This window comes from Paenibacillus sp. 23TSA30-6 (assembly GCF_014858585.1).
Taxonomy (GTDB): Bacteria; Bacillota; Bacilli; order Paenibacillales; family Paenibacillaceae; genus Paenibacillus.
Map to the genome: position 1 here is coordinate 80,694 of NZ_SLTL01000009.1, position 21,835 is coordinate 102,528.

At 44.6% G+C, this 21,835-nt stretch carries 28 protein-coding genes and 1 pseudogene; 13 read left to right on the forward strand and 16 right to left on the reverse strand.

Translation table 11 applies throughout. The features are described 5' to 3' along the window. Nucleotides 1-42 precede the first annotated feature (42 nt). Entirely contained in the window at nucleotides 43-192 is a 150-nt protein-coding gene (locus E0698_RS10445) for a hypothetical protein (protein ID WP_187644901.1), read from the reverse strand. 404 nt (nucleotides 193-596) lie between these two features. On the opposite strand from E0698_RS10445, the gene E0698_RS10450 reads away from it, so the two are divergent. After that, complete coding sequence (locus tag E0698_RS10450) at nucleotides 597-1,124, forward strand: phosphatase PAP2 family protein (protein WP_044646674.1); 528 nt, start codon at nucleotides 597-599, stop codon at nucleotides 1,122-1,124. A 51-nt stretch (nucleotides 1,125-1,175) separates the two neighbouring features. Then, nucleotides 1,176-2,309 (forward strand): MGDG synthase family glycosyltransferase, encoded by a 1,134-nt coding sequence (locus tag E0698_RS10455; RefSeq protein ID WP_443146907.1) that lies wholly within the window; start codon nucleotides 1,176-1,178, stop codon nucleotides 2,307-2,309. Nucleotides 2,310-2,336: 27 nt separating this feature from the next. Here the strand turns inward: E0698_RS10455 and trmB are convergent, their stop codons facing one another. Both trmB and E0698_RS10465 read right to left on the reverse strand, forming a co-directional pair. Continuing rightward, nucleotides 2,337-3,050, reverse strand: coding sequence for a tRNA (guanosine(46)-N7)-methyltransferase TrmB (gene trmB / locus E0698_RS10460; RefSeq protein ID WP_149095281.1), 714 nt, complete (start codon nucleotides 3,048-3,050; stop codon nucleotides 2,337-2,339). 104 nt (nucleotides 3,051-3,154) lie between these two features. Beyond that, the gene (locus E0698_RS10465) at nucleotides 3,155-3,352 is read right to left on the reverse strand and encodes a hypothetical protein (RefSeq protein WP_014280552.1); all 198 of its coding nucleotides are present in this window, start codon (nucleotides 3,350-3,352) and stop codon (nucleotides 3,155-3,157) included. A gap of 304 nt (nucleotides 3,353-3,656) precedes the next feature. On the opposite strand from E0698_RS10465, the gene E0698_RS10470 reads away from it, so the two are divergent. The 4 genes from E0698_RS10470 (at nucleotide 3,657) to E0698_RS10485 (ending at nucleotide 7,344) form a co-directional block, all read left to right on the forward strand. Next, nucleotides 3,657-4,610 carry a TIGR01212 family radical SAM protein gene (locus E0698_RS10470; RefSeq protein WP_149095280.1) on the forward strand — a complete coding sequence of 318 codons (954 nt, stop codon included), beginning with the start codon at nucleotides 3,657-3,659 and terminating at the stop codon, nucleotides 4,608-4,610. Then, entirely contained in the window at nucleotides 4,611-5,192 is a 582-nt protein-coding gene (locus E0698_RS10475; RefSeq protein ID WP_192511498.1) for a class I SAM-dependent methyltransferase, read from the forward strand. It abuts the gene before it with no gap. A 174-nt stretch (nucleotides 5,193-5,366) separates the two neighbouring features. Beyond that, entirely contained in the window at nucleotides 5,367-6,341 is a 975-nt protein-coding gene (locus E0698_RS10480) for a type I phosphomannose isomerase catalytic subunit (RefSeq protein WP_134910580.1), read from the forward strand. Between the two features lie 25 nt (nucleotides 6,342-6,366). Beyond that, on the forward strand, nucleotides 6,367-7,344 hold the full coding sequence (locus E0698_RS10485; protein ID WP_192511499.1) for an alpha/beta fold hydrolase: 978 nt from the start codon (nucleotides 6,367-6,369) through the stop codon (nucleotides 7,342-7,344). Between the two features lie 119 nt (nucleotides 7,345-7,463). Here the strand turns inward: E0698_RS10485 and E0698_RS10490 are convergent, their stop codons facing one another. From E0698_RS10490 to E0698_RS10500, 3 genes are all read right to left on the reverse strand, one after another. After that, complete coding sequence (locus tag E0698_RS10490) at nucleotides 7,464-7,994, reverse strand: YfiT family bacillithiol transferase (protein WP_192511500.1); 531 nt, start codon at nucleotides 7,992-7,994, stop codon at nucleotides 7,464-7,466. A gap of 139 nt (nucleotides 7,995-8,133) precedes the next feature. Further along, nucleotides 8,134-9,447, reverse strand: coding sequence for a 2-oxoglutarate dehydrogenase complex dihydrolipoyllysine-residue succinyltransferase (odhB, locus tag E0698_RS10495; RefSeq protein WP_134910583.1), 1,314 nt, complete (start codon nucleotides 9,445-9,447; stop codon nucleotides 8,134-8,136). A 5-nt stretch (nucleotides 9,448-9,452) separates the two neighbouring features. Next, a complete protein-coding gene (locus tag E0698_RS10500; protein ID WP_192511501.1) occupies nucleotides 9,453-12,344 on the reverse strand; it encodes a 2-oxoglutarate dehydrogenase E1 component in 2,892 nt (963 codons plus the stop codon). 262 nt (nucleotides 12,345-12,606) lie between these two features. Here E0698_RS10500 and E0698_RS10505 point away from each other — a divergent pair. Continuing rightward, nucleotides 12,607-12,822 (forward strand): annotated as a pseudogene (locus E0698_RS10505) (family 1 glycosylhydrolase); the annotation flags it as partial. Nucleotides 12,823-13,182: 360 nt separating this feature from the next. Continuing rightward, nucleotides 13,183-14,454, forward strand: coding sequence for an MFS transporter (locus tag E0698_RS10510; RefSeq protein WP_192511502.1), 1,272 nt, complete (start codon nucleotides 13,183-13,185; stop codon nucleotides 14,452-14,454). Here E0698_RS10510 and E0698_RS10515 read toward each other — a convergent pair. Continuing rightward, nucleotides 14,429-14,602, reverse strand: coding sequence for a hypothetical protein (locus E0698_RS10515; protein ID WP_192511503.1), 174 nt, complete (start codon nucleotides 14,600-14,602; stop codon nucleotides 14,429-14,431). The two genes, E0698_RS10510 and E0698_RS10515, sit on opposite strands and share 26 nt — an antisense overlap. A 125-nt stretch (nucleotides 14,603-14,727) precedes the next feature. On the opposite strand from E0698_RS10515, the gene E0698_RS10520 reads away from it, so the two are divergent. Further along, nucleotides 14,728-15,033: a hypothetical protein gene (locus E0698_RS10520; protein WP_192511504.1), complete on the forward strand. Its 306-nt coding sequence runs from the start codon at nucleotides 14,728-14,730 to the stop codon at nucleotides 15,031-15,033. 48 nt (nucleotides 15,034-15,081) lie between these two features. Here E0698_RS10520 and E0698_RS10525 read toward each other — a convergent pair whose 3' ends face one another. Then, nucleotides 15,082-15,486 carry a hypothetical protein gene (locus E0698_RS10525; RefSeq protein WP_192511505.1) on the reverse strand — a complete coding sequence of 135 codons (405 nt, stop codon included), beginning with the start codon at nucleotides 15,484-15,486 and terminating at the stop codon, nucleotides 15,082-15,084. A gap of 283 nt (nucleotides 15,487-15,769) precedes the next feature. Between E0698_RS10525 and E0698_RS10530 the strand changes: the two genes are divergently transcribed. Further along, the gene (locus E0698_RS10530; RefSeq protein ID WP_016820594.1) at nucleotides 15,770-15,982 is read left to right on the forward strand and encodes a helix-turn-helix domain-containing protein; all 213 of its coding nucleotides are present in this window, start codon (nucleotides 15,770-15,772) and stop codon (nucleotides 15,980-15,982) included. 78 nt (nucleotides 15,983-16,060) lie between these two features. After that, nucleotides 16,061-16,159: a hypothetical protein gene (locus tag E0698_RS10535; protein ID WP_337916203.1), complete on the forward strand. Its 99-nt coding sequence runs from the start codon at nucleotides 16,061-16,063 to the stop codon at nucleotides 16,157-16,159. A 68-nt stretch (nucleotides 16,160-16,227) separates the two neighbouring features. Here the strand turns inward: E0698_RS10535 and E0698_RS10540 are convergent, their stop codons facing one another. From E0698_RS10540 to E0698_RS10565, 7 genes are all read right to left on the reverse strand, one after another. Next, on the reverse strand, nucleotides 16,228-16,785 hold the full coding sequence (locus E0698_RS10540) for a hypothetical protein (RefSeq protein ID WP_192511506.1): 558 nt from the start codon (nucleotides 16,783-16,785) through the stop codon (nucleotides 16,228-16,230). A gap of 457 nt (nucleotides 16,786-17,242) precedes the next feature. Further along, complete coding sequence (locus tag E0698_RS10545; protein WP_192511507.1) at nucleotides 17,243-17,419, reverse strand: hypothetical protein; 177 nt, start codon at nucleotides 17,417-17,419, stop codon at nucleotides 17,243-17,245. A gap of 143 nt (nucleotides 17,420-17,562) precedes the next feature. Further along, on the reverse strand, nucleotides 17,563-17,733 hold the full coding sequence (locus E0698_RS26745) for a hypothetical protein (protein ID WP_238353941.1): 171 nt from the start codon (nucleotides 17,731-17,733) through the stop codon (nucleotides 17,563-17,565). After that, on the reverse strand, nucleotides 17,730-18,362 hold the full coding sequence (locus E0698_RS10550) for a barstar family protein (protein WP_238353942.1): 633 nt from the start codon (nucleotides 18,360-18,362) through the stop codon (nucleotides 17,730-17,732). Before E0698_RS10550 ends, E0698_RS26745 begins: the two co-directional genes overlap by 4 nt. Before the next feature lie 55 nt (nucleotides 18,363-18,417). Beyond that, nucleotides 18,418-18,723, reverse strand: a complete 306-nt coding sequence (locus E0698_RS10555; RefSeq protein ID WP_025683572.1) for a hypothetical protein — start codon at nucleotides 18,721-18,723, stop codon at nucleotides 18,418-18,420. A gap of 102 nt (nucleotides 18,724-18,825) precedes the next feature. Further along, entirely contained in the window at nucleotides 18,826-19,473 is a 648-nt protein-coding gene (locus E0698_RS10560; RefSeq protein ID WP_192511508.1) for a hypothetical protein, read from the reverse strand. A gap of 116 nt (nucleotides 19,474-19,589) precedes the next feature. Further along, a complete protein-coding gene (locus tag E0698_RS10565; RefSeq protein WP_192511509.1) occupies nucleotides 19,590-19,868 on the reverse strand; it encodes a hypothetical protein in 279 nt (92 codons plus the stop codon). A 246-nt stretch (nucleotides 19,869-20,114) separates the two neighbouring features. Between E0698_RS10565 and E0698_RS10570 the strand changes: the two genes are divergently transcribed. Then, entirely contained in the window at nucleotides 20,115-20,873 is a 759-nt protein-coding gene (locus E0698_RS10570; protein ID WP_192511510.1) for a DUF2087 domain-containing protein, read from the forward strand. A gap of 32 nt (nucleotides 20,874-20,905) precedes the next feature. Beyond that, nucleotides 20,906-21,247, forward strand: a complete 342-nt coding sequence (locus E0698_RS10575) for a GIY-YIG nuclease family protein (protein WP_134910597.1) — start codon at nucleotides 20,906-20,908, stop codon at nucleotides 21,245-21,247. Nucleotides 21,248-21,249: 2 nt separating this feature from the next. Here the strand turns inward: E0698_RS10575 and E0698_RS10580 are convergent, their stop codons facing one another. Next, the gene (locus E0698_RS10580; protein WP_149094641.1) at nucleotides 21,250-21,810 is read right to left on the reverse strand and encodes a GNAT family N-acetyltransferase; all 561 of its coding nucleotides are present in this window, start codon (nucleotides 21,808-21,810) and stop codon (nucleotides 21,250-21,252) included. Between the last annotated feature and the right edge of the window lie 25 nt (nucleotides 21,811-21,835).

Below are 21,835 nucleotides of genomic sequence, written 5' to 3' on the forward strand. Positions count from 1 at the left end.
CTTGTTACCCCCTTTTTTTATACCCCTTTAAAAATCTTGCGTTTATTTGTTTTCTATCTGTGTAGCGCAAGTTGCGGCGCTTTGCGCGCCTTTTTTGTAGTTTTTGACCCGACCCTTGCTTTTTTCATTAGCTGTGCGCAGCCCCCTTTTGGCTGACACAGGAATGCCATTACGATTTTCGTTGGTTTTCAATCTTTTGTCAAAGCCTTTAAACTGGTCTCAGCAGCAAAAAAACACGACTAACTCCCGTTTAAACCAGGAATGCGACGCTGAGCCTTTCATTCATGACGGTAGGTCTTATTTTCATCTATTTGCTAACTTTTTATTTCTTTAGTCCCTCCTTTTTGTGGGCCATTTAACAGCCACTTCTAAATACTCTATCGTATTAGACGGATGAACGCAAAGAAAGTTATACAATTTAACTTATATTCCATTAACATTTTTGTGTAGAATTGAACCAGACAAGTGGTGATTCTTGAAATGAGCAGCGTTTAAAAATATGATGAGAGCAAGAGAATAATTACTTATCGCCTGATTCTGTCCAAGTGATTCAAAATATTTGCCGACCAACCCGGCCGGCAACCGGAGGAAACCAAATGCAACGTCTAGTCGTAAAGCTTGTAAATCTGGAGAAGCAGTTGTTCAAATGGATCAACGGGCGCTTACACAATCGTTTTTTGAACTTCTGGCTTTATTATCTTACACATCTGGGTGGGGCGACCTTTACAATCACCTCCACACTGCTTGTATGGCTGCTCGCTCCGCTTCCATGGAAGGAATCCGGTATGAAGGGGGCTATCGCGCTCGGAGTCAGCCACATCCCTGTAGCCATCGCCAAGAAGCTGTACCCGCGGATTCGTCCGTACCTGGCACTGCCAGATACGAATACGTTCCGTAATCCCCTGTCGGATCATTCTTTTCCTTCAGGGCATACAACCGCAATTTTTTCAGTGACCGTTCCTTTTATGTTACAGTCGCCCATACTAACACTTCTTTTGCTGCCTGTCGCGCTGATTGTGGGATTTTCAAGAATTTACTTGGGGCTCCACTATCCTACGGACGTACTCGCAGGAGCGGTCATCGGCACATCTGCGGCAATAGGGACGGTTGCATTCTGGCCTTAAAGCCGATATGGTATGATTGAGAACATCCCAGCAGGAACAGGTGAAATGAGAGTGGCTAAAAAACGAGTGTTATTATTATCGGAAGGTTTCGGTGCCGGACATACTCAAGCTGCGTACGCGCTCTCAAGCAGTTTGCGCAAGCTTTCTCCGAATGTGCAGACCAGAGTGCTGGAATTGGGGAGCTTTTTGAATCCGAGAATGGCTCCGCTCATTATTACAGCGTACAAGAAGACTATCATATCGCAGCCTCGCCTGATCGGAATGGTTTACCGTCATCAGTATAAAAAATCATTAAACCGTCTTACAACGCTCGCTTTACATCGTCTGTTCTACACACAGACCCGTAACATTCTCCGGCAGCTTCGTCCTGATTTGGTGGTATGCACTCATCCCATCCCAAGTGCGGTGATTTCACGTTTGAAGCGCTTGGGCGTTCATGTCCCGCTTTGTACCGTCATTACAGATTACGATGCGCATGGAACATGGATCAGTCCCGAGGTTGACCGGTACTTTGTATCTACGCCTGAGGTCATGCGCAAATTGCGCGTACGTGGAGTGCCTATGTCGAAAATTCAAGTCACGGGTATTCCGGTTCATCCAAATTTCTGGGAGCATCCGGGGCACGACGAAATACGGGACCAATTCGGTCTTAAGCCGATACCCACCGTGCTCGTTATGGGCGGCGGCTGGGGTCTGATGAACGATGAAGTCATTCATCGCTCGCTTACCCATTGGAGAGAAAACATTCAATTTATTTTTTGTCTAGGTCATAATGATAAAATTCGTCGTAAAATGCAGCTGGACCCCCGCTTCGATCATTCGAATATTCATATTTTCGGGTTTACGCGGGAAATCGACAAATTAATGGAGGTATCGAATCTGCTTATTACCAAGCCCGGCGGAATGACATGCACCGAGGGGCTGGCAAAAGGGATTCCGATGTTGTTTCACAAACCTCTCCCCGGACAGGAAGAAGAAAATTGCCAATACTTTACGGCTCAAGGCTTCGGAGAACCGATTACTTCGCTGGATGTTGTCGTGAAATGGATGAACCGGCTGTTACACGAATTTCCGGAAATCGTTCGCAAGCGACAGGATCACGTTCATAATGTAGCGCGATATTATCCTCTTCAGAGTGCACAGAGTATTTTGGATATACTGGAACCAAACAGGGTGCTTTCCTAAAAAAAGGAAGCACCCTGTTTTATTTTATTATTTTCCATACTTCTCAAGACGTATTTTCTCATACTGTTCCAAAGCATCTTTGCCGATCAGCACCTCGACACGATGGATGTTCATACCTTTGCCCATAAATTTATTTTCATATTCGGTCATGACATGCTCTTCATTGATACCATCACGATGAAGGTTCAACGATATATTCGTCATTTGCAGACCACTATCAGCAAACGAATTCAGTGAGAACTCAAACAGCGTCTCCGAATCGGTTTTGAAATGAATTTGCCCCTTGCTGTTCAAAAGCTGACGGTACTTGTCCAAAAAGCGCGGATGCGTCAAACGACGACGCGCGTGTTTGGCTTTAGGCCACGGATCGCTAAAATTCAAATAAATGCGTTCAATTTCCCCAGGTTCAAAAACATTTTCAATCTGTTCAATGTTCGCCAGCGCCAATTTGATATTAGGCGGCGTATCCACCTCTGTATCACTCCAGGCCAGACGTGACTTTTCTGCTGCACGACGCACCAGCTCGTCGTACATATCAAAGCCAATATAGTTGATTTCCGGATTCCGATAGCTCATTTGGCTGATAAACCGACCTTTGCCCATGCCGAACTCCACATGAATCGGACGATCATTGCCAAAAAGCTGCTGCCACTTTCCTTTATACTGTCCCGGCTCCAAGATGACCAGATCCTGCTGTTCTTCCAGACTTTCCCGTATTCCTTTTCTTCCGCGTAAACGCATGTTACTCCTCCATATGCTCTGTTATCAAGGAAAAAGGAATTTCACCCCCGCTTGAAGATACGGAAATGAAATTCCTTTTTCAATATATTTGGATTGGGGTCCAACTAATTTAATTGTTCATAGTCTACCCCATCAGCAGGTGAAAAATCAATCGTCTTTTGGCAAGCGGCTCTGATTTTTTGACGTGCGGCCGTTCCAATCTGGCGGTCCTGCCCAAAACGGACACCGGTTAGCGCCAATGCCTCATCAAAGGTTAACTCAACAGTAACTTTATCCATACGCGTTTTATCCTGCGTACTCATAAAAGATCACCTCACGGGTTATTAGTGATGGAACCGACGTGCATTTACCCTAAAGCAGGCGATAGAAGCAGCACAGCTGCCCTGAAAAATAATCATTAGCCGATGGTTAACTTTTATTTTCAGGATCGAAAACATTCCTTTTATAGTATGTCTGGTACCGCTTACAATATAACACATGGTGTAACCTTTTTCAATCCTGAATCCAATAAAATCCGCACTTTCTCCTGCCTTTCGCTATCAAGTGATTCCCAATTCCGACTGATTTTTGTTACAATAGGGTGATCGCAAAAAAAGGAGTACACCCATGAAAACAGATCTGTTGCCTGCTCCTCTCCTATGGGGAGATAAACGGTTCCATACGTGGAATCACGAAATGCGCGAGCAATTTCAAAATAAAGTGTTTAAAGTCATGCTGGATGCGGGTTTTACCTGTCCGAATCGGGATGGTTCAATTGCCAAAGGAGGCTGCACCTTTTGCAGCGCACGGGGATCTGGTGATTTTGCAGGACGCCGCCGGGACGATCTGGTCACCCAATTCAATACGATTCGGGACCGACAGCATCTAAAATGGCCAAATGCCAAATATATCGGCTATTTTCAAGCCTATACGAATACGTATGCCCCGGTTGAGGAGCTGCGCGAATACTTCGAGGTGATTCTGGAGCAGCCCGGCGTTGTCGGCCTGTCCATTGCTACACGTCCCGATTGCCTGCCTGACGATGTAGTGGATTACCTTGCCGAGCTGAACGAGCGCACATACCTGTGGATCGAAATGGGCCTGCAAACTGTCCATGAATCCACCTCGGAGCTGATTAACCGCGCGCATGACACTCAATGCTACCTGGATGCGGTGGAAAAGCTGCGCAAGCGCAATATCCGCGTGTGCGCGCACATTATTTACGGACTGCCGCAGGAAACGCATGAAATGATGCTGGACACAGGTCGCGCAGTGGCGGCTATGGATGTGCAGGGCATCAAAATCCACCTGCTGCATCTCATGCGCAAAACGCCGATGGTCAAGCAGTATGAAGCCGGATTGCTACGTTTTCTGGAAAAAGATGAATACGTCAAGCTGATCGTCGATACACTGGAATTCTTGCCGCCTGAAATGATCGTTCATCGGTTGACCGGGGATGCACCCCGCGATTTGCTAATGGGGCCGATGTGGTCGCTCAAAAAATGGGAAGTGCTTAACGCCATTGACGATGAGCTAAAATCACGTGAAACGTGGCAAGGCAAGTATTGGAGGCAGCCTTAAATGGGCTTCCTGTCTGTTTTGAGTTACGCACATCAATTGGTAGCTGCGCGAGCCCAGCCGGGCGATACCGCTATAGATGCCACAGTTGGCACTGGAGCGGATACGCTTTTCCTGGCTAAGGCTGCCGGAAGACGGGGACGTGTCTACGGCTTCGATATCCAGCAGGAGGCGTTGCAGCTCGCTCGTCGTCGGCTCGACGAAGACGAATCCCCCTCACTGGCGGAGGTATCGCTATTGCTGCAAGGTCATGAGCAGATGCGGGAGGCCATTCCCGACAAGCTGCATGGCAAAGTCGCTGCGGTCATGTTTAACCTCGGCTACTTGCCTTCCGAATGCGCTGACCCGTCTGTTATCACGCATACGGACAGCACACTCACCGCTCTTGATGCAGCAATATATCTGCTACGCCCTCGCGGTATTCTGACCGCCGTACTGTATCCGGGGCACGCCGGGGGTGGCGAGGAAGCGGAAGCTGTCCTTCAATGGGCTTCCGCCCTCCCGGTATCCAGCGGTCAAAGTATTATTTATCGCCAACTACAGCGAGCCGCTTCGCCCTACATAGTAGCGGTTGAAAAAAAATAATATCTGCTTTTTTATTGCATATTCAGGTTATGAGCGGCTTTTTTAGTCGCCTTACATATATCTTTTTTGATCGTCGTACGGGCTATTCATCCCAGTTTTATTGCCCCAACGGCACGTTTCTGTTTCCCTATTCTGTTAGGTCGCACTCATTACTCATTATGGAGGAGAGAAATTATGCTAAAGCCATACCCGCTGCAATTTCAACCTGAGTTCAAAGAGAGAGTTTGGGGAGGACGAGCCTTGGAACAATTCGGTTTGACCCCGCCGGAAGGGCATATTGGTGAAGGATGGATGATTGCCGATCATCCAAATGGAACCACAACGGTCATCAATGGCGAGCTGGCTGGCAAAGGACTGGATGAAATTCGCGAAACCTACGGGCAGGACTGGCTCGGGGCCAAGGGCGTATCGGAAAAAGGCGGACGTTTTCCGCTTCTAATCAAGCTGCTGGATTGCAATGACGATCTGTCCGTTCAAGTGCATCCGACAGATGATTATGCAGGACTTCCAGCCGGAGAGCTGGGAAAAACCGAAATGTGGTACGTGCTTGATGCCAAGCCGGATGCTAAAATTATTTACGGTCTGACCGAGGGCGTGACCCGGGACAGCCTGCGTACCGCTCTTGAAAGCGGAGACATCCTGGGCAGCTTGCGTCAGGTTCCTGTCGAGGCTGGCGACACATTCTTCATCCCTGCCGGAACCGTACATGCGCTGTGTGCAGGCGTTGTTGTTGCTGAAATTCAGCAAAATTCAGATACCACCTATCGGTTATATGACTACAACCGTCCTGGTCTGGATGGTAAGCCCCGTGAGCTGCATATCGAGGACTCCCTCAATGTGACCTCTTACGAGGGGGCTGGTGCAACAACGATGAAGACAGGTGATTTGCAGCCGGGTGAATGGCTTCAACTCGCAGCCTGTGAGTATTTTGTCGTGGAAAAGGGTATCGTAGAGGGAAGCTGGGCGCTTTCTACAACTGATGACAGCTTTACCATTCTCGTGATTTGCGAAGGTAGCGGTACATTAACGTGGGACAATCATTCGGCCTCTCTCTCCTGCAAAGCCGGAGATTGCTTTCTGTTACCCGCCAATCTGGGCGGGTACACGCTGAATGACGGAATGACTGTCCTTAGATCTTATCTTCCTTAAAGCTTAAAGGGTGTGTTGTCTAATCATGCGGGAATATACCTTCACCATCGCTGAAAATGACGGAACGGAGCTTTTTGCCTACCGCTGGCTACCGGATGAGCATACACCCGTGCGGGGAATCGTTCAGATTTCGCACGGGATGTGCGAGACGTCCCACCGCTATATTCGCTTGGCCGAGAAGCTTACAGCTTCCGGCTACGGTGTATATGCCAACGATCATATCGGCCACGGACGTACGGCTGGTGATCCTGATAAGCTCGGTATGCCGGGAGCCAATGCGTTCAATCGAATGGCAAGCGGTATGCTGGAGCTGGGCGAAATTGCGGCCAAGGAGTTCCCTGATCAGCCTCGTTTTTTGCTCGGTCACAGTATGGGGTCCTTTTTAACCCAGAAAATCATGTATGATGACAGGCAACAGTATCACGGGTTTATTTTATCGGGAACGAACGGGCGGCGCGGTCTGCTGAAACTTGGAGAGCAAGTTGCCCTGCTGCAAGCCAAACTGCAAGGAATGGATCACCGCAGCATACTGCTCAACGCTATGGTCTTCGGCGGATTTAATCGGGCCTTTCGTCCGGTGCGGACGGCGTTCGACTGGCTATCCCGCGATCCCGAGGAAGTAGATCAATTCGTGCATGATCCGTTATGCGGAGCCATCTGTACGACAGGCTTTTTTCTAGATTTTTTCCGGCTTTTACAGGAAATCCATGGGCCCTCCTCTCTCGAAAAAATCAATTCCAAACTGCCAGTCTATATTTTTGCCGGGGACCGTGATCCGGTGGGGTTGTTCGGTAAAGGCGTTCTATCGCTGGTGGATATGTATAGAAGTCTGAAGCTTCAGGATGTAGAATATCGTCTCTATCCTGACGGCCGACATGAGATGCTGCATGAAACGAACCGCAACGAGGTCATGAACGATATCGTGGATTGGCTGGATCGTCATGTCAACACAGCAGCGACCTCCGTTTCTGTTTTGTCTGGAGGCTCTGAGACATCCGGTTGATCCGCTTTGTCCAAAAATCATCCTCGCTGGAATAAAAAGGAACCTTCAAAACCACGATTACAGTGGACTTGAAGGTTTCTTTTTTGTGTTTACTTTTTACTTTGAGGTTATGTTCAAAATTACCATGCATTCCGTTCTCTTAAGGAAGTAATATGAGCTATATGATGTTTGCCATGCCAGGCATAGATGCCGATGTTTCGTTCCAGTCGAATCGTCTGACCCGATTCCGGATGGATAAACGTTCGGTGTAATTGATCATCCCCCATCGAACGCAACACAACCACCCACCGTTCATGCAACCCTTCCAGCAATTGCAGAGAAGGCTCCAGCGGAAGCTCCCTTGCATCCGGTATTTCGGCCCAACGTCCCTCATCATATGGCTTAATCGTGGGTGTATCCTCTGTTAGCGCCAGCTTGAAGCGAACATAACTGTTCATATGGCTGTCTGCCAGATGATGAACAACCTGCCGAACCGTCCAGCCGCCTTCGCGATAAGGCGTGTTCAACTGTTGTTCATCCAGCCCTTCCACCGCCTGACGAAGCTGAGAAGGCAGTTCAGCAATATCTTGAGTCCATGCCACAAGCTGTTCTTCTGTAATCGTATCTGGAATGACAAATGGCCCAATCGGGTAGCGCAAATCATGATCCAAAACAGTCCCCCACCCTTCTTTCGCATCTGAGTATCCTGTTACCTGTAATCTTATGTTTTAACTATGCAGGAAAAAAAGCAGACCCGCAAGAGCCTGCTTTTTCATAGACGTAAAAATTAAATACAACTGTTGATGTATTTTATCCTTCCAGCAACAGCGATTCCGGATCTTCCAGCAATTCTTTGACCGTTACCAGGAAGCGAACCGCTTCGCTGCCATCAATAATCCGGTGATCATAGGACAACGCGATATACATCATCGGACGATTTTCCATACGTTCCTCGTCAATGGCAATGGGGCGAAGCTGGATTTTATGCATACCCAAAATACCCACTTGCGGTGTGTTCAGGATTGGCGTAGACAGCAGGGAACCGAAAATACCTCCGTTGGTAATGGTAAAGGTTCCACCTTGCAGATCCGCCAGAGAAAGCGAATTGGAACGTGCTTTGCCAGCCAGCTCTGCAATGCTCTTCTCAATTTCGGCAAAGCCGAGACGATCAGCATCCCGTACAACGGGTACAACCAGCCCTTCCTTCGCAGATACGGCAATCCCGATATCATAGTATTTTTTCAGTACGATATCATCGCCGTTAATTTCCGCATTCACAGTAGGGAACCGCTTGAGCGCGCCGACCACTGCCTTTGTAAAGAAGGACATAAAGCCCAGCCCTACATCGTGCTTCTCCTTGAACTTATCTTTGCGGCGTTTGCGAACATCAAGGATGGCGGTCATATCCACTTCATTAAAGGTCGTGAGCATAGCGGCCGTTTGCTGTGCCTCAACGAGACGCTTGGCAATGGTTGCTCTGCGGCGGGACATGCGCTGACGTTCCACCGGCTTGCTGTACTCTGTCTGAGACGAGGACGCCGCCGCAGGCTTATTCGCAGCAGGAGTCGCAGGTGCAGGTGATGCAGCTCGCGAGACATCAGCGCTATTTGCATGCGTTTTAACGTCCTCTTGGAACACGCGCCCAAGCGGGTCCTTCCCCTGTACCTGCTCCAGATCAATTCCACGCTCACGTGCCAGCTTCCGGGCAGAGGGAGATGCCGTCTGACCGTTCCCGTCACCGTTGGATGCAATAGGCTGTGCGGCCTGCTCAACTGCTGATGTGCCGCCGCCTGCTGTGGAAGCTGGCAAAGTGGCTACAGACGGTGCTTCCGGCGCTTGGGTCGCTGCTGCTTCTCCAGCACCGGATTGTTCTGCGTTACCGCTCCCACTGCCGCTTCCAATCAAGCCAACTGCTTCACCGATAACTACCGTTTCCCCTTCCTGTCGAAGGATTTTCTGGACTACGCCCGCTTCTTCTGCGCTAATTTCCAGGTTGACCTTATCGGTTTCCAGTTCCAGTAGAACATCTCCCTGTCCTACGGAATCCCCTTCCTTCACAAGCCATTTGGAGATTGTTCCTTCCGTGATGGATTCTCCCATTGCTGGCACTAAAATATCGCTCACAGCCGCTACCTCCCCAGTGTAATATTGTTTTTGGAATCCTGCTTCAACGCTGATTGAATAATTCGCTGCTGCTCTAGGCTGTGTACTTGCTGATAACCACTCGCCGGGCTGGAACGATCCGGTCTGCCTGCGTAGCGAATTTCCGCTCCTTGTGGCACTACATTCCGCAGACGAGGCTCGATGTAACTCCAGGCACCCATGTTTTTCGGTTCTTCCTGTGCCCATACGAATTCCTTAACATGTTGAAAGCGGCTGAAAATATTCCGAATTTCCTCTTCCGGGAAAGGATACAACTGCTCGACGCGAATGATGTGCAGACGGTCCTCCGCTTCAGCCTTGTCCTTCTCCAACGCCTCTTCCAGATCAATAGCAATCTTGCCACTGCACAGTACAATCCGCTCGACACGATCCGGGCGCGCACCCAATCCGGGCTGCTCCAGCACGGGACGGAATGTTCCTTCGCTGAACTCGGAAGCAGGCGAAGCGACACGGTTGTTACGAATGAGGCTTTTCGGCGACATCATCACAAGCGGACGAGCTTCCTCACTTTCGCTTAATGCAGCCTGACGGCGCAGCAGATGGAAATACTGCGAGGCACTGCTCAAGTTAGCGACAGTCCAGTTATTTTGTGCAGACAGTTGGAGGAAACGCTCCAGACGTGCGCTTGTATGCTCCGGTCCTTGTCCTTCACTACCATGAGGCAACAGCATCACCAGACTGGATTTCTGTCTCCATTTGGCACGACCAGCGGAAATGAACTGGTCGAAAATAACCTGCGCACAGTTGGCAAAATCACCGAATTGCGCTTCCCAAATCACTAACGTTTCAGGAGAGTACACGTTATAGCCATATTCAAAGCCAAGAACAGACGCCTCGGACAACGGGCTGTTATGAATACTGAACGAAGCACGTGCTTCCGGCAAAGTGTGCAGAGGGCAATGCGTATTGCCCGTTTCAGGCTCATGCAGCACGAGGTTACGGTGAGCAAAGGTTGCCCGCTCTGCATCCTGACCTGTCATACGAATCGGTTTTCCATCGGCCAGAATTGTAGCCAAAGCCAGTGTTTCCGCCAAGCTCCAATCTACCTTTTCGCCATCGTTCAGAGCCGTTTTTCTGCGCTGTAGAATACGATCCAGCTTCGGATATACCTGAAAGTCTTTCGGCCATTTCAGCAGGTTTTCATTGATCTGGCGCAGCTTTTTCAGCTCTATTGCTGTACGAACCACAGAATCCGGACCCCGTTTTGCCTTGGCAGGAGCAATTTTCGGCTCCTCTTCCGGGTTATTCTTCACATGCTCGTGTGCTTCCTTCAGTCGATTTTGTACCTTATCGATAAGCCCAGCATTGTACACTTCATCCACAATTCCTTGCTTAATCAGGATTTGAGCGTACAATTTGCTAACCGTTGGATGGTTTTTCACCTTGCTGTATACCAGCGGCTGCGTTGTTTCCGGATCATCGGATTCATTATGACCGTAACGGCGGTAGCCAATCAGATCAATCAGGAAATCCTTCTTGAAACGGTTGCGGTATTCACCAGCCATTCGAGCTGCTGCAATACACGCCTCGGGATTGTCCGCGTTCACGTGTACGATCGGAATTTCATAGCCTTTGGCCAGATCGCTTGCATAACGGGTCGAACGTGAGTCCACGCTTTCCGTTGTAAAGCCCAAACGATTGTTAACAATAATATGAACCGAGCCGCCATTACGGAAACCGCGCAAATTCGTGAAATTGAGTGATTCGGCCACGATGCCTTCACCTGGAAAAGCCGCATCGCCATGCATGATAATGGTTGCCGCCTTGCTGACATCCAGCTTCGGATAGCCTGCTTCCCTGCGATCCTCCTGCGCTGCGCGGGAAAAGCCCTGCACGACCGGATTCACGTATTCCAGATGACTCGGGTTATTCGCCAATGTCAGACGGGCCTGTACCGCTTCCCCATCCTTTACAAAACGATCGGCACCCAGATGGTATTTTACATCTCCGGTCCAGCCGTAATTAATTCCTGTTGAGCCTTCAGACGGAATCAGATCCTTATTCGGAGAATGATGAAATTCAGAGAAAATCTTGCTGTAAGGCTTGCCCAGCACGTGGGCCAGTACATTCAGACGACCACGATGCGCCATCCCCATCAAGACGTGGCTTGCACCTGCATTCGTCGTAAGACGGATAATCTCGTCGAGTACCGGTACAAGGACATCATTACCCTCGATGGAAAAACGTTTCTGTCCGACAAACGTTTTATGCAAAAACTCTTCGAATTGCTCCACCTCTACCAGTCTGCCTAGCAATGCCTTGCGTTCCTGTGTGGTGAGTGGTTTGGAGGACCAGCCGGATTCAGCATAGCTGTTCAGCCAGCGGCGTTCCTCCTCATTATGAATGTGACTAAATTCATAGGCAATCGGGCCTGTGTATGCCACACGCAGACGTTGAATGGCTTCCCAGCCGTTAAGTGTTCCAGCAGGAGCGTTATCCCATATTAAAGAGGCCGGAAAAGCCTTTAGGTCCTGTTCAGTTAAACCGTAGGATGCTGGATCAAGCAAGCGAGTATCCTGCTCCGCATCCAGTCCCAGCGGGTCTATTTGTGCAGCCAAATGTCCGTATTCACGGATGTTCCACACCATTTTCCCGGCTGTAACCGCTTTCTGTAATGTGTTCGAATCAAGATGTCCCTGAGCGCTTGCCGGGGGGCCTTGCAATTTGTAGTCTATCATGGAAGCAGCCGAGTATTCGGATTGCGGCGGCTCACCCCATTGATCAAACAGCTCGCGGTAAGCCGGATCAACTGTTCCGGGGTCCGCTACATACTTTTCATACTGGTCCTGCACATAACCTAGATTAGGTCCGTAATACGCCTGCCAAGGTACCTGTCTGCTGCTCTCTTCCATTGTCATCTCGTTCCCTCCGTCAAATTTTGAAATTCATAGCTGGACGGAAATCATTTTCATTTCAGTTTTTGCAAAATTCTCATTTTAAGTTGTTCACAATATGCTCACATTATATGAAATCCTTCATCAAAAGTCGAATTTCACAGTTCCTATCCTTCTTCCATTGTATAAAGTTTTCTAGCAATGAGCATTTCCTTTTTCTCAACATATCCATGCGTAAATGAGATGAATCGGGCTATTCTGTAATTCTTACACCCCCATTATAGGCGATTACCGTATTGATTATTTCAGACAACATATCGGACAATTAAAAGAAGCCATTCTAGATGGCGTTGAAGTGATGGGCTACACCAGTTGGGGAGCGATTGATATCATCAGTGCATCCACTTCAGAAATGTCCAAACGCTACGGATTTATTTATGTGGATCAGGATGACGAAGGTCACGGAACCCTTAACCGCAAAAAGAAGAAAAGCTTTGGCTAGTATAAAAAGGTAATTGCTACAAATGGCGCGGATTTAGCTTATTTAGATTGGAGACTGACACTCATTTGTGAGTCAGGAATCAAACACCTGGCAACTTAAATAACCAGCCGTCGGATATCAACCGACGGCTGGTTGTTTAAGTTTAGTTGCTCCTCATACTACGCCAAACGAGTTTAAAAACAACTTCCCAGTCCACCCCACTATGATTATCGTTAACAGCAGAATTTAAAAGGCAGAGGGTCCGATACGATTCAAACTTAAAGTGACATTAAAGTCACTTTTCTGTACAATATTCCTACTTTTCACTATTATTTTAATTAGGCATCTAAAAACCGCTTTGAAAGCGAAAGGGATGGAACTGTGACTGGATTAAAACAAGTACTCAGAAACAAGAATTATGTCAGGTTTTTTCTGGCAACGTTCGCCTCACAAATGGGAGGAATTATTGGGGTTACTGCATTCATGTTTTATTTGTTGAAACGGTTTACGAATCAGCCATACTATGCAACGCTTGCCGAGTTAATGTATTCGCTCCCGATGCTGGTAGTATTTCTCGTGGTTGGAGTGCTGGCAGATCGGATGGACAGACAAAAAATTGCTGTTAATTGTGACTGGATCAGCGCTTTTTTATCCTTATGTTTGCTTATTTTTATTTGGGTCGATTCGATTCCCTTGATATTTGCCCTCCTCTTCATCCGTAGTGCTGCCTCCAAATTTTTCTTCCCAGCCGAAAGTGCCATTATACAGGGGATATTAAGCGAAGATGATTACACCATTGCCGCAGGGCTCAATCAAATGATGGGGAGTCTTTTCATGTTATTTGGAGGAACTCTGGGGGCCGTCGTTTACTGGCACTTTGGAATTACTGGAGCCATCCTAATTGATGCTGTTTCTTTTATTGTGTCTGCACTGCTTATTCGTTCCTGCAAAATTCCAAAGGAAGTACGCCTTCCGAACGGGGCACATCAATTTAAACAATTAAAATTCAAACTTGTCATGCATGACTTTAAACAAGGGTTTCTTTACATATTACGCAACAGACTATTGATTTGGTTGGTTTCAGGCTTTTTTATGTTCGGTATTTTAAATGGTGGTTTTAGCGTTTTACCGATGTTTATTCTTAAATATAAGCTAGCTCCAGACAACTATGAGCAGTATATGGTATGGACAGGTATTATTTTTGGAGCTGGTGTGTTGCTTGGTACCCTAATCGCTTCTCTCATCTCCGCCAAGCTAAAGCTACACCAAATGATTGCAGCGGGAGTTCTGGTAGCCGGAATTGGTATGTGCACACTTGGATTTGTTAACCACCTCTATGCTTTTCTGATTATCAACTTTGTCATTGCACTGATACTTCCGTTCATTAACATTGGCATAGGAGGATGGCTTCCTCGTATTGTAGATCCTCAAATGATGGGACGTGTGCAAGGTTTAATTAATCCGTTAATGATGCTGTCCCAGTCTCTTACATTAGGTTTCATTGCTGTAAGCTTTCCTTCATTTATTTCAATTGAAGTCTTGTTTTTATTAGTTGGGGTCTGTACCGTTATTGTAGGAATATACTACACTATTGTGCTTCCCCGTTATGCTGATTACAGCACTTCTTCTAAGACCCTTCAGGAATCTTTATAGGCAAATTAAAAAAGTCATAAATGGTGGCATTGAAGTGATTGCGATAATACGGTCCGTATTTTTTTATGGTCGCCAGTAGATGAACAATGCCCCGTGTTGTTGGACCCGCAAACCATTCCGCCAGCGATTGCGATTGTTGATTTGCCACTTCTGCCTCCGAATCCAGTGCAGAGGTGGCAAATCATATCTCCCCTCAAATGTTCCACAAGTACATACAATTATGGTAGATACAAAAGTTAAGAGGTCAAAAAACAGAGATCATAGGAGCTAACCATGCAAAGCAAAAAAGTGCTTATACCAGTTGCATTACTTCTTTTAATACAGTTAAGTGTTCCTATCTGCTGTACCTTTGCACAGGATAACCTTGTCATAGATCATAAAACGAAAGAGAGAATCAAAGAACAATATGGCTTGGAAGAACCTCAGTCACCTATATTAGAGCAGCAGCAAAACATTTTATTCGGAGGTGATTGGGGCTTTAGTCCTTCTGCTGGTGCTGTGATGCTGGAATTGACCATATTGATTCGGAATCCGCTCATTTTCATCAGTCAACAACTGATATATTCGGTGAAATCATAAGCTTTTTTTCTATTCGGTAAGTTCCATGATATAGAGCATAAGGATCATTTATTTCGTAGCAAGTTGTCTGCCACTCGGGGTCACTTCATCCTTCTTATTGAAAAGGTTTAATTCAATGGGGCCCCTACCATGTAGCCACAGCAGTTCATCGAATAAAAATGTCAGTCCATCCTTGGCGCGTAAGCGTTCGATGATCTCCGTGACAACTTGCATAACCTCCCCTTGTATTCCCTCTGCCAGTTGCAGACCTCCGCTCTCTCCATCCAGATAAAGATGCGTATGATATGATTGCTCCACCTTCTTCACATGGCGCAGACACAGTATGCCATTTTCGAGGTAAAAGAAGTATTGATGGTCATAAAGAACCCCTTCGCATATCTCATACATATGAGGTGAATCATACGGCCCCTGAACCATGGATACCCGTTCCAATCCCATTACCCATTCTGTCATACATCCTCGCTCCATTCTTTGTTCAAAGTTTCTTATTTGCCAATATACTTTCTTCTACAGGTAGTTTTTCAAACTAGGTGGTTGAACGATAATTAATTGCTAATTGTAAAACGTTTTGGTACGATAAGCATATTACTACGACGTTCACAAATAACATTTCAATAAACCTAATGCACATTACAGTGTTATTTTTGTTGTTTTTAGAATACATACAATAGTGTTTATTGTCAATACTTTGATGTTTCTTTTTAACACTATAGAATGCATTTAGCTGGAGGAAAATATGATAAAGATTCATCTTTCCCGTATTATGGGCGAAAAACGAATAAATATTGCCGAGCTTTCCCGCATGACTGGATTACATAGAAACGGAATCACCAAACTTTACAACGAAGAAACAGACGGTGTGAAATTTGATACGCTAGATAAAATTTGTAAAGCTCTAGACTGCCATGTTCAAGATGTTATCGAGTATGTAGAGGATGATACAAATTAGTAAAATGGTACTTCTCTTGTTATGAGAAACTGTTTCAATTAGGTTTTCTAAAAGCTGCCCTCCAACGCAAACGCCCGGATTGACTTTCCAACCTTGAATACACTTTGTAGAACCCTTGGCGTACTCCCTGGTGCACTGATCGAATACTTGCCAGAAGACGACGAAGAGAGCCGTTAACATGCTTACGGCTCTCTGTTTCTTATAAATTAGATTCGAACATCGTAATCCCTTCCTATAAGGTGACCTTAAATATATTTCTCCCACGTATGATAAATGTCGAATAAAGCATTTGGATTACGCTCACCGTCTAAAACCAGATACATTTTATTCGTTACGATCATGATCACATCCATATCTGTTTCCTTAGTCAAACCAGTGATAACAGGACGATTTACGCTAATATAAGACTTTGGTTTAAAAATAAGACCCCAGTCCAACCCACTATGATTACTTTTTACAACTTCCCCCAGATAAATTCCGATGTCCAGTGTAAATGCTTGGGATTGGGTACTAACCTTTTTGTCATTAATATATTCTTTCATCCATTTAGAAGTTCTTGAATACTCCTCTTCTAATTCTGACGTACTTTTGTTTTGAATCTGTACATTTCTTAGATACCATTCCCAAATATCTATAAGTGAGCGATGACTATAATCCAGATGTATCTGTGAAAATGCGCCAAGTTGCTCTAAACGCGAAGGTATTTGCTGTTTAAACCAATTAAAATGTTCTTTAGCTTCATGCTTGTTCATTTCAGAGTATTCTTTCATTTCAAACGGTGGTTGTATTAATTTATATTCCATTTAGAGTATTTCTTCCTTTCTTTTAGTCCTTATTTCTCCTGCCCAAACTTATTCAGTCGATCCAGTAGTCCAACTCCCCCTAAAACTATAGAAGAGGAAAGAACCACACAGTTCAACTTTGCTTTGTAGTTTGAATACACGCCCTAATCGGTTCCATTTGTCGTAGGTTTGGATTTGTTCATTAAGCTCACCATCACGCTGAGTGACTTGACAAAGATCATCAGTTGTAACTTTCCTATTGAGATCTAAAGAAACCACATGCAAGGGCTTCACATGTGGTTAATATTTAGAACCCTTCAAGCTTTCTTATAACCTCTACTACAACTCCAAATACGATCCGCCACTTAGCAGATTCATCGTTTGCTCGTATAGCCTCACCAGTAAATTTCCTTTCGCTTCCTCATCTGTAATATAGTTCTCAAATATCATATTCACTCTCGTAAAAAAGAAAAATAAATCAAAAGCTAGATTCTTTTGAAATAACTTCTTGATCTTTTGAAAGCTTAGTTAACTGCTCCATACAATCCAACAGCTCATTGAACTCTTTTTGTAAAATAACTCCTTTTGCTTTCATCTGAGGAAGTACAATCACCATCAATTTTTTTATTCGATCTTCTAATTCAATTTGATTCATCGTCAATCCCTACCTATTCAGTGGTTTTAGATGTATTCTCTCCACGTATGATAAATATCGAACAGGGCGTTAGAATTACGTTGTCCCTTTACAACTGAGAACATTTTATTCGTTACAATCATGTAGCTTCATGCTTTGCTATCTTAATTCGAAGCTAAATTCACTGTAACACCACCTGATACCAAGATCGTTAAAAGATCCATAAAATATTGCTGTGGTGAAAATCTATAGCACGTCTCTTTTTGATCCCACTCTTCCTCGTATCTTTCCAAAAAGTAATGCGCGTTTTTCCAATGGATCGTGAACGGTCTCATACTCCAAACCCTCCACAGAGACAGTCTGATATACTGTCCAAACTAAATCCGTAGTACCCTCCGGGTCCATTAATCGCTTCTCCCAGTGCTATAAAAAATGTTGTAAAATCCAATATGTATTCCCCGTCTAAAGTGTAGACTTCTCCTCGTTTATCCAACCTGTGAGAATGATTAGACGCAGAATGTATTCTAGTCACGTTTAGCCACCCGGCCTGTTCTTCTTTAGAGAAGCCTTGCCATATATTATTTTCAAGCGGCTGAGTTCCCTTTAAATACTTCCATAATCTTAATTCCCCAGGGGAAGGCTTAGTTTCAAGTATACCCGTTAACTCCAGATTGAAGTTTCCTTTATTGTAATTTAGTTTATGGATCATGTAGGATTCAGGTAGGTGATAATAATAGCTTCCAATCACTTTTTCTTCATCATTTAAAATAGCAATATACAAGCTGTATACAGATTGTTTTGTCTTTGTTATGCTTCCTATGAAATCCTCATTAAATACAAATTGTTCAAAAATCACCTTTTCGTACGTTTCAACGATGAGTTCACCCGTTAAGCCAACCACATCTCTAGAATAGCCAACTGTGAGTCCACTTTCAGCGTCAATGACAGCAAATCTATATTTCATATCACACCTCTTTTTGTATAAATTCCCTTAAAATAAAGTGGATTATACCTTGGAGTTAATCCATAAACAATTCCCCTAAAACAGCCATTATTCGCATATATAACTGTGGTAATAAATCACCCGGTTCTTCACCTTCTTTTACGTAGACTAGTTCTGTTTCCACAGTGGTATACAAACGAAATAGTTTATATGCGAGACTCTTAGAGATGACCTGCTTGCCTTTTAAAATCTCACTCAACTGATCAAGGCAATTTAATATTTTATTAAATTCATGATGTAATATTATATTTTTCACTTTCAAAGCAGGAATTACTGTCAATATAAGATTAGATACTTTATTTTCCAATTCATCTTCTATCATGAGTAAACCTCACAATCGTAAATTCAAATATAATACACAAAACAACGAAAAGAGCACATAAAAGTGCCTGCGATTCTCTTGTCGTTTCTATAAACATGATAATCAATTAATTTGAAGCCAATAAGGATAAAAGTCCTCTACACTTTTTATTTTTTTTAGATCTTCTGCAGGTATTGCAAAATGAATTTTTCCCTTCTCGGACTTAAATGTTAACGAAGCATCGTACCTTTTTTTAATAATCCACCTTTTTATTTCCAACATCTCTTGAAGATACTGAGTCGTTGAGAAGTCACATTTAATATAAATTGAAGCTTCTGAGGAGAGTTTCTGACTAACCATAGAATAGCTTGGAACCTCGTCATGGTATGTTTTACTATCCTCCCTCATAAGATTAACATTTACGATGACTTCGGCATCTGAACCTGTAACTTCCTTTGTTTTTTGTGTTACAGTTTTTTTCAACTCATCCCTCCACACAGAAGAGGCATAGTTATCCATCATTTGCCCATAATAGTCTTCATCCACCAAAAAAGAAATCCCTGAGCCAGAGATCACATTAGCTATAAATTTATCATTCTTAAAATCATAATCTACTGAGTCAATTTTCCAGTCCATAGTGTACATTTTATGTAGGTAGTCAGTAACGTTACTCCGAAATTGGACTCTTTCTATCGGACTTCCTGTTGTAATTGATATAACTGCATGTGCAATTACAATAATCAGTATTAACCAAAACCCTTTTTTCAGCACTCTATTAACCCCTCCTGTTAAAAATACATTGTTGGCAATCTGAGTAGAAGCAATGATTCTACTCAGATTGCCAATTTATTTAGTAATATATTTCTTACTTATGTTGAGAACACTGTTTAAAGATCAATGGCCCCTGGTAAATCTGTTCTTCCTAACAATATATTAATTCGATACATATTAAATTGAGCAAAGTTTATTTTACTATTTAACCAACCCATGCGTGAGTATGAATCATAGGAATCATGCAATTGTTTATTATAATCACTTATTGTAAAAGCATCGTTATAAAAAGTACTTTTAAATTCTTTGGCAGCATTATTTGGAATTTGGTCTCCAGTTGTCTCATCACTCCAAATACCATCAAAAAATCTGGATGCACTAGTTCCATTGTACACTTACCTAATGAAAGTATTTGTACTGTCATATCAAGACAACTTGAGCCTATAAATGCATAATCTTTGTTCTTACCCCCAGGTAAATGAGCGTCGGCCAAATCCATAGCTTTCTTTGAACTTTCATTAAAAAATATCGATTTGAATGACCAGTATAATTAATCCCTTCACTTCACTCATTGATTTTAAATAAACAAAATGTTATATTGTCTATAAAATAATCAACATTTAATCGAGGTGTTTGTAAAAATGGATCATTCCGAGCTATTTTGGAATGCTGGAATTGAGGAGCTGAAGCGTGGGTATATCCGTCAGGAAGAACAGGTGGTTTGTCTGCTGGACGGACAGCGCTACGAACAGGGAATCGTATATCAGGATCAAGGGGTATTTTATGACGCGGAGCGGTATATGCGTCTTCATATTGAGCGGACGTACGGTTCGGTCTTTGACTATTTGATCGGCCTGGACAAAAAGCTGACCGGACTGACGGATCATCAGAATCGATTGCTCCTATTATTTTATCAAGGCCTGGGCGATGCGGATATTCAAAAGGAAACCGGAATCGGCAGTGCATCCACCATCCGCAATCATCGCTTTGGCCTCAAAGAAAAGGAACGTCAGGCCAAGGTATTTCTCTCCTTGATGGAGCTGTTAAAGGAAAAAGACCGCCACGCTCCCGCTATCGTCGAAGTGCCGGTACGGGCACGGATGGTGGATGAACGCTACAACATTACCGAAGACGAAAAGCAAAAGGTTTTGGCAAAGTATTTTCCAGATGGTACACAGGGTCGCCTGAAAACCTTCAAAATGCAGGAAAAGCATAAGTTGATCGTACTACGTGAAATTGTGGGACGTTTTGAGGAAGGACGGACGTATCATGAGAAGGATATTAATGCCATTTTGCAGGAAGTGTATGACGATTATGTCACGGTACGAAGATATATGATTGAATATAGTCTACTGGATCGCAAACCGGATGGCAGTGAATATTGGTTGAAGGAATCTTGAAGCACGATATTTGTAAATTAGGAGGACTCAAAATGAATCGAAGAAAAGAACTGGTGCAGCAGTATATGGAGATCAAGACAGAAGCCGGAATCTACTGTATTCGCAATACACACAACGGAAAAATTTTTGTCGCTGGCACACCAAATTTAAAATCACTGAACGGTCGTCGGTTTGAGTTGCAAATGGGAGCTTGTAAGAACAAGCAATTGCAACAGGACTGGAATGAGTATGGTGAAGATGCGTTTGAGTTTGAGGTGCTGGAACTTTTGAAGAAAAAAGATTCGGAATTCTTCGATGTCAAAGATGCGCTGGCCAAGCTGGAGCAGATCTGGCTTGATCGGCTCCAGCCTTACGGAGAAAAGGGATATTTGTAAAATTACCGATCCGCACAATATTCTTCTCGAAGGATGGCAAAAATAACAGCGTCGACAAACTGGCCTTTTTCATAAAAATAGTCTCTCAAGTGGCCCTCTTCGGTAAAACCACTTTTGAGCAGCAATCGTCTGGAGCCTTCGTTATCCGGATCAATGAAGGCTTCGATACGGTGAACCTGCGGCAGATGAAATCCATAATGAATCACTGCCTTCATCGCTTCTGCCATCAGGCCCTGTCGCCAGTATTCGGGTGCCAGTTCATAGCCAATTTCAATACGGGAATGCTTCTTGTGCCAGTTATGAAATCCAATAGTACCAACTACACGTTCAGGAGCTTCTCTTAACGTAATCCCCCAACGTAAGCCCTCTTGCTTTTCATATTTGGATCGCATGGAACGAATAAAATGTTCTGCTTGCTTTACCTCCGTAAAGCTTTCCAGATCATAATATTTTGTAACCTCATCTTTGGAGAAATAGGCAAACACATCCTTCGCGTCCCCCAACGTAAGCTGTCTTAAATGCAAGCGGCTGCTTTCCAGCACCGGAAATATTTCCTTTGTCATCATCTATCTCCTTCCTCATATATGA

What these genes read in the sequence shown, in the direction of transcription:
- E0698_RS10550 (WP_238353942.1), bottom strand. Translation starts at nt 18,362, where the DNA reads ATGAAATATAGATTTGCTGTCATTGACGCTGAAAGTGGACTCACAGTT.
- E0698_RS10485 (WP_192511499.1), top strand. Translation starts at nt 6,367, where the DNA reads ATGCGGGAATATACCTTCACCATCGCTGAAAATGACGGAACGGAGCTT.
- E0698_RS10480 (WP_134910580.1), top strand. Translation starts at nt 5,367, where the DNA reads ATGCTAAAGCCATACCCGCTGCAATTTCAACCTGAGTTCAAAGAGAGA.
- trmB (WP_149095281.1), bottom strand. Translation starts at nt 3,050, where the DNA reads ATGCGTTTACGCGGAAGAAAAGGAATACGGGAAAGTCTGGAAGAACAG.
- E0698_RS10475 (WP_192511498.1), top strand. Translation starts at nt 4,611, where the DNA reads ATGGGCTTCCTGTCTGTTTTGAGTTACGCACATCAATTGGTAGCTGCG.
- E0698_RS26745 (WP_238353941.1), bottom strand. Translation starts at nt 17,733, where the DNA reads ATGAGACCGTTCACGATCCATTGGAAAAACGCGCATTACTTTTTGGAA.
- E0698_RS10520 (WP_192511504.1), top strand. Translation starts at nt 14,728, where the DNA reads ATGCAAAGCAAAAAAGTGCTTATACCAGTTGCATTACTTCTTTTAATA.
- E0698_RS10540 (WP_192511506.1), bottom strand. Translation starts at nt 16,785, where the DNA reads ATGGAATATAAATTAATACAACCACCGTTTGAAATGAAAGAATACTCT.
- E0698_RS10545 (WP_192511507.1), bottom strand. Translation starts at nt 17,419, where the DNA reads ATGAATCAAATTGAATTAGAAGATCGAATAAAAAAATTGATGGTGATT.
- E0698_RS10500 (WP_192511501.1), bottom strand. Translation starts at nt 12,344, where the DNA reads ATGACAATGGAAGAGAGCAGCAGACAGGTACCTTGGCAGGCGTATTAC.
- E0698_RS10570 (WP_192511510.1), top strand. Translation starts at nt 20,115, where the DNA reads ATGGATCATTCCGAGCTATTTTGGAATGCTGGAATTGAGGAGCTGAAG.
- E0698_RS10450 (WP_044646674.1), top strand. Translation starts at nt 597, where the DNA reads ATGCAACGTCTAGTCGTAAAGCTTGTAAATCTGGAGAAGCAGTTGTTC.
- E0698_RS10555 (WP_025683572.1), bottom strand. Translation starts at nt 18,723, where the DNA reads ATGATAGAAGATGAATTGGAAAATAAAGTATCTAATCTTATATTGACA.
- E0698_RS10580 (WP_149094641.1), bottom strand. Translation starts at nt 21,810, where the DNA reads ATGACAAAGGAAATATTTCCGGTGCTGGAAAGCAGCCGCTTGCATTTA.
- E0698_RS10575 (WP_134910597.1), top strand. Translation starts at nt 20,906, where the DNA reads ATGAATCGAAGAAAAGAACTGGTGCAGCAGTATATGGAGATCAAGACA.
- E0698_RS10530 (WP_016820594.1), top strand. Translation starts at nt 15,770, where the DNA reads ATGATAAAGATTCATCTTTCCCGTATTATGGGCGAAAAACGAATAAAT.
- E0698_RS10470 (WP_149095280.1), top strand. Translation starts at nt 3,657, where the DNA reads ATGAAAACAGATCTGTTGCCTGCTCCTCTCCTATGGGGAGATAAACGG.
- E0698_RS10465 (WP_014280552.1), bottom strand. Translation starts at nt 3,352, where the DNA reads ATGAGTACGCAGGATAAAACGCGTATGGATAAAGTTACTGTTGAGTTA.
- E0698_RS10525 (WP_192511505.1), bottom strand. Translation starts at nt 15,486, where the DNA reads ATGACAGAATGGGTAATGGGATTGGAACGGGTATCCATGGTTCAGGGG.